Source organism: Mesorhizobium sp. USDA 3734 (assembly GCF_056279665.1).
Genome location: NZ_JBWCCW010000001.1, coordinates 1,088,405 through 1,102,287, shown reverse-complemented (window position 1 = coordinate 1,102,287; position 13,883 = coordinate 1,088,405). Strand labels below are relative to the sequence as shown.

14 protein-coding genes are annotated in these 13,883 nt (G+C 61.6%); 5 read left to right on the top strand and 9 right to left on the bottom strand.

Going from position 1 to position 13,883, the window contains the following annotated elements; genetic code table 11:
* Window positions 1-177 precede the first annotated feature (177 nt).
* The 4 genes from ACZ89F_RS05215 to ACZ89F_RS05200 all read left to right on the top strand — a co-directional run bounded on the left by ACZ89F_RS05215 (window position 178) and on the right by ACZ89F_RS05200 (window position 2,806).
* Window positions 178-1,362, top strand: coding sequence for a glycosyltransferase family 9 protein (locus tag ACZ89F_RS05215; protein ID WP_476090707.1), 1,185 nt, complete (start codon window positions 178-180; stop codon window positions 1,360-1,362).
* A 132-nt stretch (window positions 1,363-1,494) separates the two neighbouring features.
* A complete protein-coding gene (locus ACZ89F_RS05210; RefSeq protein WP_476090706.1) occupies window positions 1,495-1,959 on the top strand; it encodes a group III truncated hemoglobin in 465 nt (154 codons plus the stop codon).
* Between the two features lie 61 nt (window positions 1,960-2,020).
* Window positions 2,021-2,482 (top strand): RrF2 family transcriptional regulator, encoded by a 462-nt coding sequence (locus ACZ89F_RS05205; protein ID WP_126067885.1) that lies wholly within the window; start codon window positions 2,021-2,023, stop codon window positions 2,480-2,482.
* Between the two features lie 174 nt (window positions 2,483-2,656).
* Entirely contained in the window at window positions 2,657-2,806 is a 150-nt protein-coding gene (locus ACZ89F_RS05200; protein ID WP_476090705.1) for a hypothetical protein, read from the top strand.
* Between the two features lie 1,049 nt (window positions 2,807-3,855).
* Here ACZ89F_RS05200 and ACZ89F_RS05195 read toward each other — a convergent pair.
* From ACZ89F_RS05195 to ACZ89F_RS05155, 9 genes are all read right to left on the bottom strand, one after another.
* Window positions 3,856-5,103, bottom strand: coding sequence for a Zn-dependent hydrolase (locus tag ACZ89F_RS05195; protein ID WP_476090704.1), 1,248 nt, complete (start codon window positions 5,101-5,103; stop codon window positions 3,856-3,858).
* 70 nt (window positions 5,104-5,173) lie between these two features.
* The gene (locus tag ACZ89F_RS05190; RefSeq protein ID WP_476097215.1) at window positions 5,174-6,493 is read right to left on the bottom strand and encodes an aldehyde dehydrogenase family protein; all 1,320 of its coding nucleotides are present in this window, start codon (window positions 6,491-6,493) and stop codon (window positions 5,174-5,176) included.
* A gap of 218 nt (window positions 6,494-6,711) precedes the next feature.
* Window positions 6,712-7,011, bottom strand: a complete 300-nt coding sequence (locus ACZ89F_RS05185) for a putative quinol monooxygenase (RefSeq protein WP_476090703.1) — start codon at window positions 7,009-7,011, stop codon at window positions 6,712-6,714.
* Window positions 7,012-7,025: 14 nt separating this feature from the next.
* The gene (locus ACZ89F_RS05180; RefSeq protein ID WP_476090702.1) at window positions 7,026-7,760 is read right to left on the bottom strand and encodes an ABC transporter ATP-binding protein; all 735 of its coding nucleotides are present in this window, start codon (window positions 7,758-7,760) and stop codon (window positions 7,026-7,028) included.
* Window positions 7,750-8,472 carry an ATP-binding cassette domain-containing protein gene (locus ACZ89F_RS05175; RefSeq protein ID WP_476090701.1) on the bottom strand — a complete coding sequence of 241 codons (723 nt, stop codon included), beginning with the start codon at window positions 8,470-8,472 and terminating at the stop codon, window positions 7,750-7,752. The genes ACZ89F_RS05180 and ACZ89F_RS05175 overlap by 11 nt, the downstream gene beginning before the upstream one ends.
* Entirely contained in the window at window positions 8,469-9,509 is a 1,041-nt protein-coding gene (locus ACZ89F_RS05170) for an ABC transporter permease subunit (protein ID WP_476090700.1), read from the bottom strand. Before ACZ89F_RS05170 ends, ACZ89F_RS05175 begins: the two co-directional genes overlap by 4 nt.
* Window positions 9,506-10,372, bottom strand: a complete 867-nt coding sequence (locus ACZ89F_RS05165; RefSeq protein WP_476090699.1) for an ABC transporter permease subunit — start codon at window positions 10,370-10,372, stop codon at window positions 9,506-9,508. Before ACZ89F_RS05165 ends, ACZ89F_RS05170 begins: the two co-directional genes overlap by 4 nt.
* Before the next feature lie 56 nt (window positions 10,373-10,428).
* On the bottom strand, window positions 10,429-11,646 hold the full coding sequence (locus tag ACZ89F_RS05160) for an urea ABC transporter substrate-binding protein (RefSeq protein WP_476090698.1): 1,218 nt from the start codon (window positions 11,644-11,646) through the stop codon (window positions 10,429-10,431).
* A 325-nt stretch (window positions 11,647-11,971) separates the two neighbouring features.
* Window positions 11,972-13,186 (bottom strand): substrate-binding domain-containing protein, encoded by a 1,215-nt coding sequence (locus ACZ89F_RS05155; RefSeq protein ID WP_476090697.1) that lies wholly within the window; start codon window positions 13,184-13,186, stop codon window positions 11,972-11,974.
* A gap of 103 nt (window positions 13,187-13,289) precedes the next feature.
* On the opposite strand from ACZ89F_RS05155, the gene ACZ89F_RS05150 reads away from it, so the two are divergent.
* Window positions 13,290-13,706, top strand: coding sequence for a MarR family winged helix-turn-helix transcriptional regulator (locus ACZ89F_RS05150; protein ID WP_476090696.1), 417 nt, complete (start codon window positions 13,290-13,292; stop codon window positions 13,704-13,706).
* The last annotated feature ends 177 nt before the right edge of the window (window positions 13,707-13,883 follow it).

Here is a 13,883-nt window from a genome sequence, read left to right as displayed (position 1 = left end):
AGACGGAGGACGGTTCGAGGCACCGCTTTGGGGAGAACGGTCCTGGGAGGCATCTCCACCAGGATCCGGCCGGCGTGAACCATATGAGGCATCTAATTCAGCGGCCACGCCAGCGGACGGACTTTCGTCTCCTGCTGCCGAACGACCAGCGCGTCCAGCGCGTCGGAATTGACGCCGATGGGTCGCAGCACTTCAGCCGAGGTGGCGATCCGTCGCGCTTTCCGCCTCGGAAATGGTGGGGACGGATCGGAACCGGCGCTTGCCACGAAGGACCGGCCGGCCATCGGTTCCATTCTTGTCATTCAGACTAAGTACATTGGTGACGTTATTCTGACGTCAGCGCTGGTGCGCAATCTACGTCTCGCCTACCCAGATGCCAGGATAGTAATGCTTTGCACACCCGGGCTTCGGCATTTCGTCACCAGCCAAAACATCGCTGATGAAGCAATCGGGTTCGATCGCCGCGGCAAGGGAAAGAGCCTGTTCCGGCGGCTAGTAGAGTTTCGGAGCCTGGTATCAGATCTCCGCCAACGAAGGTTTGACCTCACCATTGACCTGAGTGACTCCAAGACATCTAGGATTCTGCACCGATCGATCGACGCGCCGCTGAGGGTTGGATTCCATCCTACTGATCGGCCAATGAAATTCTGGGAGAGTCAGCCGGCAAATGTCTTTGCGGCACCCCTTGGCCAGGGCGGCACCCACTACGTGTATCGATACCTTTCTCCTTTGAAGGCTCTCAACCTTGATGTCGCTGATGTCACACCGAGGCTTGCGCCGACACCAGGCGCTCAAAAGGAAAGCGCGCAGCTCCTGGCGCAAAGAGGGCTGAGCAAAAATGCCTACATCGCCGTGCATGCCGGGGCGCGATTTGAGGGGCGATGCTGGCAACCCGAGCGGTTTGCCGCGGCAATCGATGAAATCTATGCCGCCACAGGTGTTCGGTCGTTGCTGATTGGTGGACCGGATGAGACAACAGCCGAGCAGACAATACTCTCATTGGCTGTGTCACCCGTGGCGACTGCGGTCGGGAAAGTCTCGCTTGAGACACTGACGGCATTGCTTGGCGACGCCTTCATCTTCTTGGGAAATGAGAGTGGCCCCATGCATCTGGCGGCATCAGTGGGGACTCCTGTCGTCGGACTTTACGGGTTGACACCGCCGGACATATGGGGACCGTTCGGAGTTCCGCATCGGATCGTGGCGCCTCGGCTGCCCTGCCAATGCATTGCTCCCAACTTGTGCAAGCCAAACAATCCAGGTGCGGTGTATTGCGTTCACCACCTGCGTATCGCGGAAGTCACCCGAGCTGCGCTCGACCTGATTGAGGTCGAAACGCTCAAGGCAATACCGAGTCGCTAAGCCCGGGCCCACTTCATGTGTGTTTTGTCGCGCTATAACATAGATTGACAATCTATCTTTTATGTCGCATCCATCGACGAGCGAACCCAAGGCTTGAGCCCGCTTGCATTGGGGAAAAACAAGAGTGTCCAGATGAGCGAGAACCGTCGGAGTAGGAGAATTATCGTCGTCGACGGCGTCCCGTTGCCGGACGTGCTCGACGAGACAATGATCCGCGGCGTGGTCCACGGTTTTTATGACGAAATTCGTCGTGATGACATTCTCGGCCCCATTTTCCACGACCGGATTGAGCCCGACAAGTGGCCGCAGCATCTGGCGAAGATGTGCGACTTCTGGTCCGCGACGCTACTTCGGACTTCGCGATATGAAGGCCGGCCACTGCCGCCACACCTGGCTATAGCCGGTCTCGGCGAGGCGCATTTCCGTCGCTGGTTGAAGTTGTTTCGCGCAACGGTACGCCGCATTTGCCCGCCCGAGGTGGCGGCGCTCTTCATGGAGCGCGCGTTGCGCATCGCTCACAGTTTCCGTCTCGCGGTCGCCTTCAGCCGTGGCGAGGCTACGATTGGGATCGACCCGATTGCCGAGAAAGACCTGTGATGCCGAATTGGTTTGTTAGCGGTTCCCATAACAGCACGCCAACCCAAGAGAGGAACCACCGGTGAGGCTGACCAACTTCTCGGACTATGCTTTGAGGATGTTGATGTACGCGGCCTCCGCCGGCGATCGCTTGATCACGATCGAGGAGACGGCTCGCACCTTCAAGGTGTCGAAGACACACCTCAACAAAGTCGCCAATACGCTGACACGCGGCGGCTACCTGAAGGCGGTCCGCGGCCGTTCCGGCGGTCTTGTTCTGGGGCTCCGGCCCGAGATGATCCGAATCGGCGATGTCATACGGCTGACCGAGCCGGATTTCGCGGTTGTGGAGTGCTTTGCCACCGGAAACCAATGTGTGCTCACCGGCTCCTGCAAGCTTTCAAGGATGTTTGGCGAAGCGATTGCCTCTTTCCAGAGCACCCTTGACCGCTACACGCTGGCCGACGTCACACTGATGCCTCAGGATTTCCTCGGCAGGCCCTCACCACTCCAAGTTTCCGGCGTGGCGCAAAGCGGCGGGTAAGGTCGACATCTCTTTACGATCGGAGACAAAATGTTGCGCCACTAAGGATCAAGAGCCGCACCATCTTGTCGCCGGATCGATTTGAGAACGGAGCAGACAGTCGTCACAGTCACCCACGCAGGCGTTGCCCCTTTTGCCGGACGCATGCCGATTTCTCTCGCACGGAGACGAGCCATGGTTGAACCAAAGAAGAACGACAAGCCGATGCCGATAACAAGGCAGTTTGAGTCTGGCATCGATCCGGACAACAGTCTGTTGCCGATGCTGATCGGCGGCCTTGTCCTGATCGTCATCGGCGCGGTCATCGTCATGATGTTCGTCTAGTTTCGGAATGGCATAGGCGCCCACGGGTGCTGTGCCGCGCACTGTCGGTGAGCCTGCTGTTTCGGGGAGTTGAAGACCGGTTTTCTTGGGGTTGGCGAGAGATCGGCAAACTCCTAAAGCCTCTGTCTGAACTGAATGCCAACATCCATCGGCGGTCTAACGCCGTCCCGCGGAGCACTCGGCGTCCACGGCGATATGGACCGCGCCAGATCTGCGGCACAGATCGATTAGCCTAATTTTTCCACCGCATATGGCGAAAGGTTTGGTCTTGGGGCGATGTGTGCGAGGCTCCGGTCCATGTCGTTCGACGAACACGCTTCGATACGTTGAGCCGAACCACGCTGGCCGACTGTTCAAGTCCTGCCCGTTTCAAGTCCTGCCCGTTGCGGGATGACGAGATTCCTATTGGCGAACCGCGTGGCGAATCACCTCATAACCCATTGACAAATAACGACAATGGCGGACCCGGTGGGTTAGAGTTTTCTAAACAAAATCAATATGTTAGCGGATGGCTCGCCAAGCCGCTTCCTTCGTATTCTCTCGTATGGTCTGGCGAACTGAACGACCAGGAGGAGGACTGGTTTCCATGCACGCGGGTGCCTCAGTTCTATCCACAAAGAAGGTCAATCAGTGCATATTGACCATAGCGCTATGAGCGTGGCCGCATTGGGGCCGTATGCCGACCGGCTGCTTTTGGGTTCGGAGTTTCAGAAGGAGCTGCTTATCGGTGCGAGCGTTCTCCCGAATTACCCATCGGCAAGATAGACGGTCTTTGAGTTCGATCGCGGTCTATGCGGTCGGAGCAATGCCTGGCGGCGTTGCGAAACGAGCTGCTGATTCAGGTTCCGGCCACGGCCTCGACATTCCACGGTCACGAAGAAACGTGGCGGCGACAAGAATGGAAGAGAGGCGCCTAACATAATGCTCGGCGAAGGCCGTGAGGTCGGTTGCCGAGGATGTCTTCAACATTGGGACGGCGATTTGAGAATATCGACAGGGACCCGATAGTCGCGTCGAAACGGTAATCCTACAAGCCAAAACCCAAACGGTCACCCACGATCGGCATGCGTCACAACGCCATGCAGCAGCACGTTGAGCCCCGGCGCGATCTCGCCCCTGGTCGTGAACTCCGCGTTGTTGTGGGTGATGCCGTCCTTGCACGGCGTGAAGATCATGGTGGTCGGGCAAATGCGCGCCAGGAAATAGGCATCGTGACCGGCCTGGCTCGGCAGGTCGCGATGGCTGTAGCCGAGATCTTGCGCCTTCTGCCGGACCAGATCGATCAGTGCCGGCGCGAATATCCTGCCTCCCCACTCCCAGATGTCGAGGATCTTTGCCTCGCACGCCGCACGCCTGGCAGCCTCGGTCACTGCAGCGCGCATGCGCTCGGCCATCGCCTTGGCCGTTTCCGGATGGTCATGGCGCACATCGCAGACCGCCTGCGACCAGTCGGAGAGTATGCCGGGCTTGTTGGGCCAAGCGACCAGTCTTGCCGCCGTGGCCTTGCCGCCTGTTCCCGCGTGTTCCCAACCGATGTCGTCCACGGCTACCAGCAGTCGGGCAGCCGCCAACAGGGCATTGTGCCGCCTGTCCATTGGCGTCGGACCGGTATGCGCCGTCTCACCACGAAACTCCACCAGCGCACCATGTGACACGTAGCCATGGGTGACGACGCCAACCTGCACCTTCTTCGCATCGAGCACCGGGCCTTGCTCGATATGCAATTCGAAATAGCTGTCGATCTTCCTGCCGCCGACCGGCGCATCGCCAAGATAGCCGATGCGCTTCAACGCCTCGCCAAGGGTGGGGCCGTCGTCGGAAGGCCGGGCATGCACCCAGTCGAGCGCGTACTCACCGGCAAAGCATCCTGAAGCGATCATCGGTGGGGAAAATCTGGCACCCTCTTCGTTCGTCCAGTTGACGATCTCGATCGGCCGTCCGGTGACATGGCCCGCGTCATTCAAAGTGCGGACGAGTTCGAGCCCGGCAAGCACGCCAGCGATGCCGTCGAAACGTCCCCCGTTGGCCTGGGTGTCCAGATGACTGCCGATCATGACCGGTGCAAGGTCGTCATCCACACCGGCGCGTCGCCCGAAGATGCTGCCTGTCGCATCCACGGTCACGGCGAGCCCCGCTTCCCGGCACCATTGAACGAAAAGGTCGCGCATCGTCTTGTCGGCATCGCCGAGCGCGAGACCGGACAGGCCGCCTGCCCGGCCGACACCGATCTGCGAGGATGTTTCGATGGTCGACCAGAAGCGGTCCGCGTTCATGCGCTGCGCGAGGGAAAACCCCATGACGTCCTTGCTCTCCTACTTCCTGTTTGCAATCGGCGGCGTTCCAGACCGGAACGGCACAGGCATCGATCTAGAGCGCGACCCCGATCGATTTGACCTCCGTGTAGAGCTGGATCGCCTCGTACCCCTGTTCACGACCCCAGCCCGACTGCTTGAAGCCTCCAAACGGCAGGGCAGGATCGACGACGTGATGCGTGTTGATGCCGATCGTGCCGGCTTTCAGTCTTTTGGCGACCTTGTGGGCCGTGCTGAGATCGCGGGTGAAAACGCCGACGGCCAGCCCATAGATCGAGTCATTGGCCTCGCGAACGACGGCGTCTATGCCTTCATCATCGAAACTGGCGGAGCACAGCACCGGCCCGAAAATCTCCTCGCGCACGACCGACATGTGGTTGCGCGTGTTGGCGAGGATGGTCGGCTGCAGGAAATAGCCGGCATCGCCGACGCGCTTGCCGCCAGAAAAAAGCTCGGCGCCTTCGCTCACCCCCTCCTCGATATAGCCGCGCACCTTCTGTAACTGTTCGTCGGAGACGAGCGGACCGACCTGGCTGAGCGGGTCGAGGCCAGGGCCGATCGGCATTTTTTCAGCCAGCCGCGCCACCCCGTCGAGCACGGCGTCGGAGACATTCTTGTGCACGTAGAGCCGGGTTCCAGCCGAACAGGTCTGGCCCATATTGTAGAAGATGCCTGACGCTACGGCGGGAATGGCCTTTTCCAGATCGGCGTCGGGAAAGACGATCATTGGCGACTTGCCGCCGAGTTCGAGCGACACCTTCTTCAGATTGCCCTGCGCGGCGGCAAGGATCTTGCGGCCAACCTCGGTGGAGCCGGTAAAGGCGATCTTGTCGACGTCCGGATGGGCGGCAAGGGCAGCCCCCGCCGTTTCGCCAAAGCCGGTGACGACATTGAACACTCCGGCGGGAAAGCCGATCTCCTCGACCAGTTCGGCGAGCCTGAGCGCCGTCAACGGGGTCTGCTCGGCCGGCTTCAAGATGACGGTGCAGCCGGCGGCGAGCGCCGGAGCGATCTTCCACACAGCCATCATGAAGGAGAAACTCCACGGCACGATCTGACCACACACGCCGACCGGCTCGCGCAGCGTGTAGGCGTGGAACGGCGTGCCGGATGACAGCGGGATCGTCTGCCCGGTGATCTTCGTGCTCCAGCCCGCCATGTAGCGCAACAACTCGTAGGAGAAGGCGACGTCACCGAAGCGGGCATCGTTGACCGGCTTGCCATTGTCGAGTGCCTCGATCTGGGCAATCTCATCGGCGTGCTTCTCGACCAGGTCGCCCAGCCGCCACACCAGCTTGCCACAGTCGGCCGGCGTCATCGTCGCCCAGGGACCATCGTCGAAGGCGCGTCGCGCGGCCACGACAGCGCGGTCTATATCGGCCTTGTCGCCGGCCGGTACATGGTCGAAGACTTGGCCAGTGGCGCGGATCGATCACCGGGAACGTCTCGCCGGATGCCGCCGCGACCCACTTGCCATCGATGTAGAGCTTCTTTTGCTTGCCGATGAATGTCTCGGCGTCAGGGCCTAGGCGCTTCAGCGTGATGGGTGCGTTCATTTCGATCTCCTCGTGGACTGGGGCGACGTCGAGACAGTCAGGCCTTGGCGGAAACTTCCTGGGAGGTGACCAGCGTCACGGCGCCATCAAGGATGGGCTTGGCGATACCGAAGAAGCGGGCGACGACCGGCGAGCCATTGTGCGTATCCATGGCGGCCTTGTCGGTGAACCGTTCGTAGGTGGTGAAGACGCAAGGGTCGGAAAGGTCCTGGGATATGAAGAAGCCAACGGTCGACGCCTCGTTTTCGCGGACATGTTCCGCGACCTCCAGCAGCGCCTGCGACATGGCCTGCTCGTAGCCTTTGCGGGCCCGGATGATTGCGGTGATGGTCAACATTTTGGCCTCGTTCGTTAGGATTGGATGATCTCGGGTACGGATGGCAGGTAACCGGCCGCCATTTCCGCGTGGCGCAGGGCTTCGGGATCGACCTGCGCGGACAGCATGCCGCGCTGGATCACCAGGACGCGGCTGGCCAGATCGCTGATGAAGTCGAGATTTTGCTCAACCAGAAGGACGCCCATACCGCGCGATCGAGAGAGATGGCGCAAAGTGTCCTTCATCTCCTCGATGATGGAGGGCTGGATCCCCTCGGTCGGTTCATCGAGCAGGACGAGCTTCGGCTCGGCGCACAGGCAACGGCCAAGCGCGAGGATCTGCTGCTCACCCCCGCTCAGCACGCCGCCCGTGCGCGTCAGGATCGGCTTGAGACGAGGAAGCTCCTCGACGACCCGCTCGATGGCCTGGCGGCCAGCGACGCGGCCGAGCTGAGCGGCGCCGACGCGAAGATTGTCGAGGACGCTCAGGGCCGGAAATATCTGCCGGCCTTGCGGAACGTAGCCCAGTCCGTCGCGTGCCCGGCGTGCCGGCGACATGTGTGTCACCTCGTGCCCGTCGAAGACAATCGCGCCGCTCGTGGCCGGCAGGTGCCCCATCAGTGTCTTCAGCAGCGTCGACTTGCCCATGCCGTTGTGGCCGAGAATGCCGACGAACTCGCCGGCATGCAGGCTCAGATCGATCCCGAACAGAATGGGAATACGGCCGTAGCCGGCGCGGAGACCCGTGGTCTTGAGGATCTCAGGCGACATTCTTCTTCCCCAGATAGACATCGCGGACCTGATCGTTGCGCAGGATGTTTTCGACGTGGTCCTCGACCAGCACCTTGCCCTGGTGAAACACGGTGACGATGTTCGCGATCATGCGGATGAACTGCATGTCGTGCTCGACCACCACCACCGTATGGTTCCGGTTCAGGTCGAGGATCACACTGGCGAGCCGCTCGACCTCGGCGCTCGTCATGCCTGCAGCCGGCTCGTCGAGCAGAACGAGCTCCGGATCGCTCGCGACCACCATTGCCAGTTCGACCAGTTGGCGCTGGCCATGCGCCATGCGCCCAAGGATCATCTGTCGAAGCTCGGTGATGCCGATGCGCTCGAGCACGTCGCCGATGCGGGCCTGGCGCTTGCGCTCGTCCGAAATCTTGCGCATCGACAGCCATAAATTCTCCCCGACGCTGAGGCCGTCGAAGAGACTGGGAACCTGGGTCTTGATGCCGATGCCGGCACGGGCGATCTCATAGCGCTCATGGCCGCCGATGCTTTCGCCATCGAAATTTATGGTGCCGAGACTGGGCTTTTGCGCCCCGGTCAGGCAGCGAAAGAATGTCGTCTTGCCGGCGCCGTTCGGGCCGATCAGGCAGCGCAACTCGCCGCGATTGATGGAGAGATTGATTCCGTCGAGCGCCTTCACGCCGCCGAAATGCACTGCCACGCCGCTGGCGCTGAGGATAGGCCCACTCACGACACATGGCCCCTTTCGACTTTGCCTTGCCCGACGCCTCTGCCCCGGCTTTTGCCAAGGCGCTCCAGAAGAGCCTCGCTGGCCCCTGTCAATGCGGGCAGCAGGCCGCTCGGCACGAAGACGACGAAAGCGATCAGCAGGGCGCCGAGCACGATGTTCGGGTCGATCCAGCCAAGCTTGCCGAGAGTGCCCGCCAGCATCTGCAGGGCGACACAGGCGACGACCGGCCCGACGAAGGTGCCGAGGCCACCGACCACCACCCAGATCAGCACCTGTGCCGCCATCGACAGGCTGAACATCGTCGGGCTGACGAAGACCGTGTTGGCAAACAGCAGCCCGGCGAGGCCGGCCATGCCGGCGGAGATGCAGAAGATGGCAAGCTTCAGCCGCTTCGAATTGTAGCCGAGAAGTTCCGCCCGGACCTCGTTCTCGCGCACCGCTGCGACCGTCCGGCCGAAGCGGGTCACGGTCAGCCATTTGCAGAATGCGTAGACGATGATCAGGCATGCCATCGCCAGCATGAACAGCTGCGAAGGGCCCAGGATCTCGCCCGTGAACGGCGCGCGCAACGGCGGCGTGTCGGGGATGCCGTTGAAGCCGCCGATGCGCGCCTTGCCGATGCGCCAGGCATCGCCGCCCGTGCTGTTAATGAGCTTGAACAGGATCAAGGTGACGGTCAGCGTGATGACGCCGAGATAGACGTCGCTCAGGCGGCCGTAGAACAGGAAATAGCCGAGTGCCGCGGCAAACAGGACAGGGATCAGGACGGCGAATGCACAGGCGATCGTGGTGTCGCCGAAATTGATCGCGGCGATGGCATAGGCATACGCCCCCAGACCAAAGAAGGCGGATTGTCCGAAGCAAAGGATGCCGCCGAAGCCCCAGAGCAGGGCGAGGCTCAGCGCGAAGATGGCCATGCTGACATAAAGGGTCGCGTTGATGACCGTGTAGAGCGGCGCCGCAAGCGGAAGCAGCACCATCAGCGCGATGCCGATGACGACCGCCAGGCCAACCTGCACAGGCGTTGACCGGGTCATGGCGCGCCCCTGAAGATGCGGCCGGTGATGCCGGTCGGCAGAAGGCGCAGGAAGATGGTTGCCGAAACCAGGAGCGCGACATCGCCGACGACCGGAGTGGTGAGAAAGGTGGTCACGGTGTTGATGCTGCCGAGCAGCAGCGAGCTCGCCGCCGTGCCGACAATGATGCTGGCGCCGCCGGTGATGACGGTGATGAAAGCCTTGGCGACATAGGCGACGCCCATGGTCGGCACGACGCCCGACAGGGGCGCCAAGAGCCCGCCGGCGAGCCCGCTCAAGCCTGCCCCGACCCCGAAGGTGACCGCGTAGACCCGCGATGGCTCTATGCCCAGCGAAGCGGCCATTTCGCGGTTCTGCATCGTGGCGCGGGCCAGGAGCCCGAACGGCGTCCAGCGCAACACGACATAGCCGCCGACGAAGACGGCAAGGCTGACCGACGCAATCACAAGGTCATAGGCGCCGAGGCTGTAGGCGCCGATGCGGAAGCTGCCGACAGGCGCCGCGACCCCCACCACCCGGTTGCCGAAGAAAGTCGTGGCAAGCCCGATGAGCAGCAGGCTGAGCCCCCAGCTGGCAAGCATGGTATCGACCATGCGGCCGTAGAGACGGTGCATGATCAGCCGCTCGACGACCACGCCGACGCAGGCGACCGCGAGCGGGGCGACCAGAAGCATGGCGACCCAGATGTTGATGCCGGCATGCACGCTGAAGATCGTCGCGAAACCGCCGAGCATGATGAACTCGCCATGAGCGAGATTGATGACCCGCATCATCCCGAAGATGACGGCGAGGCCCACGCTGACGAGAGCCAGGTTTCCGATCGTGCCCACGATCTGGAGCAAGACGACAATAAAAAAATCCACTGCTGAAATTCCCAAAGCCGGAGGCGGCGGGGCGCGGCAGCCCCGCCGGCACAAGATCACTCGATGACGTATTGCTGGGTGTCGTCGGGGTTCTTGGTCAGGTCACAGACCGCGGCCGTGTCGGCCGGCGGCTGGTTGGGGAAGCTTTCGAGGATCTCGAAGGCGTGGTCCTTGACCTTGGCGATGTGGACGTCGGTGGCGCAGTGATGGGTCTTGGGATCGATTGTCGAGGGACCGCCCGGCCCCTGCACCGTCGAGCCGCTCTCGATCGCTTCGATGACGGCCATGCGGTCGACCGTTCCGGCCTTTCGGACGCCATTGGCCCAATGATGGACGGCATTGTAGGTCGCCGACGCATGTTCGGTGACGTAGGGCGCCTTGTCGCCGAACTTGGCGTGGTAGCGCTTGACGAAGGCGTCGTTGGCTTCCGACTTGATCTCCTGGAAATATCCGAAGGCCGAGACGACACCATCGGACTCCGCCGGCGTCAGCACGATGTGCTCGTTGCCGCCGCCGAACGAGGTCGAGACGATCGGGATCTTGTTGGCCATGCCGGCGGCTGCCCACTGCCGGAAGAAGGACATGTGGTTGCCGCCGACCAGCAGCGTGTAGATGACGTCCGGCTTGGCCGCCTGGATCTTCTGGATCGCGGCGCTGAAGTCGGTGACGTCGAGCGGGAAGAATTCCGCCGCGATCACCTCGCCGCCTGACTGCCCGGTATAATCCTTGACCCACTTCGCCGAGATCTGGCCGTAATTGTAGTCCGCCGCCAGCACATAGACCTTCTTGCCGTAGTTCTTGACGGCGAATGGCATCAGCTTGCCGATCGTCTGGGCGGGCGTGGAGCCGGTGCAGAAAATGTTGCGGTCGCAGACGCCGCCTTCATAGAGCGGCGAATAGAAATAGAGCGTCTCGTAGCGGCGCAGGATCGGCCGGATCGCTTCGCGCGAGGCGCTGGTGATGCCGGCGAACACCACAGACGCCTTCAGGCTTGTGGCTGCCTCGGTGGCGAACTGCGTGTAGAGTTGGATGTTGGACTGAGGGTCGTATTTCTGCAGCGCAATCTGGCGCCCCAGCAGTCCGCCGCCGTCATTGAGCTCCGAGATCGCCAGATCGAGGCAGGCGTCGATCGGCTGGCCGTAGATCTCGAGCCCGCCCGAAAGGTCGTAGATGCTGGCAACGCTGATGGTGCCCTCGGCCTTCGCCCGCATGATCCAGGGCGCCGCGATGGTCAATGCCGTCCCGCCCAGGAAACCACGTCTGTTCATCTTCATTGTTCACCCTCTTTTCTTGTTTCTTGTCGTCGATCGGACAAGCCTCCTCTCCGGCCGACATGATGTCGTCCGCGGCTGGCCTGGTCGGCCCAGCCTTGAATTGCGAGAGAGAAGCGTGCCGATTTGTTATATATTCAATATTTCACTTTTCAAGTACTTTTTTGACGAGTCAACCAGGCGGCGAAACCTGTCCATCGGCGACAGTCGGCTAAAAAGAAATGGACGCGCCAAAGTGACGGCAGACGGGCACGAGGGCCCTCGGCATCGCCCGCAAACAGGCATCACCGCGCTTGGCGGTCGGCCGGTCAATGGATGCCGAACGGCGTTAGAGATTGAAGGATTGCAGGATCTGGAATTCGGTGCCGTCGGCACGCGCCAGGAACGTTGCGCCACAGGCCGACCCGTTGCGGATCACGACCTCTCCCCTTGCGCCGCGGTATCTCAATCCTTCGAGCGCGGCCGCGAGGTTGGGTATCGACAGGCTTCGCGCTTTGTTGGCCAGCGCATGCAAAAACTGCAATGCCTCGTAACAGGCCTCGCTGAGCACGCCCTGGACCGGTGCCGTCACACCGAAGGCATCGCGATAGCGTTTGAGGAAGCGGAGATTATCAGGTGTACGGAGCGCGTTGAAATAGCCCGCGGCACAATAGAGATTGGTTGTGTTGTCCGCCCCTATGGCCATCAGGGTGTTTTCCTCGATCGCGCCGGAGAGCCTGATGATCTGTTCGCTCAGGCCCCTGCTGGCGAAGCCGCGGTTGAACGGGACGCATTCCGCGCCGACCAGGGATTCGAAGACGATGTCGGGACGGGCCCGCGCGACGAGATCGATCAGGCGTTCGGTCTGGCCCTGGCCAATACCGGCATATTCCTCGCCGACGACCTCGCCGCCATTTTCCTCGACAAACCGCCGCACCCATTGGTGCGAGGCACGAGGCCAGACATAGTCGTTGCCGACGAGGAACCAGCGCCGTGCCTTGCGGTTTTCCATCAGCCAGCGCACAGGCCCAGGAAATTGCTGCTCGGGTACGTCGCCTATCGCGAAGACCCCGGCCCGTTCCTCGCCGCCTTCATAGAGAGGCGCGAAGACATACGGGATCTTCCCCGCGAAGGCTTCGTTCAGCGCCACGCGTACCGAGGACAGGTGCACCCCGACCAGCACTTCGGCGCCATCGCGCTCGACCAGTTCACGCGCGCGCTCGACAACCGCGGCAGGGCTGCCGCCGGCATCGGCGGCGAGCAATTCGATCGGACGACCAAGAATCCCGTCGCGCTCGTTGAGTTCGGCCGCCGCCAAGACGGCGCTATATTGGCAAGAGGGACCCCAGATCGCATCCGCGCCCTGGAACGGCACAAGCAGCCCGACCCGGACCGGTCGTTTCGAAACGACGTGGAAAGAGCGCGGATCGGAATGCCCGACATTCCATCGCCGTGGCGCCGGCCTAGCCGGCCGGGCAAGAGTATCCGTTGGGACAAGCATATTCCGGTCGACTTCGAGCCTGTCGACATGCCTTGCCGGGGAGCCCCTGCCTTCGTGGGACATTGCGCGTGCTGCCTTTTCGAGCAGTTCATGGAGTGGTCGTCTTCCACTTCCACAGCAAATAATATACATAGTTTCCGATTAAACAATTGCAGAATCAAAGACCATGCAACGCCGTCCCCTCGCCGATCATCTCTCACACCTCCTGGCCCAGGCAAATCGGCACATCAGCCGGCAGCTAAACGCCGAAGGCGTGTCACTCGACCAGTGGCGGCTGATGATGGCGCTGTCCGAGGGCGGCGGCTCCACCATGGGCAAGCTGGCCGACGAGCTGGCGATCAATCATCCCACCTTGACGAAACTCGTCGACCGCATGGTCGAGGAGGCGCTTGCCTACCGCGTTCCTGATCCGAACGACCGTCGCAAGGTGAGGATGTTTCTTTCCGATAAAGGCGCTGCCCTGTTGGAAAGCCAGAATCGGCGCGTGCAGGACCACGAAGCACGTGTTGAAGGGTCGTATGGAAACGAAGACGCCCAGAGGCTTCGCGATATGCTTGAAACGTTTATCAAGCAGATCAGCTAGAGGCCAAGCGCAGGTTTCCAAACTCTCCTTCCGCATGGCCGGACTAGGTCCGGCATGAGGCGCAAGCTGCCAAAATGCGATCGGCGAGGGGCTGGACCACCTCTTGTGTCGCCATTGGCGAACCGCTTCTTAAGTTATTGATAGATAACGATCATGCTGATCGCTGAGGGAGGTCAT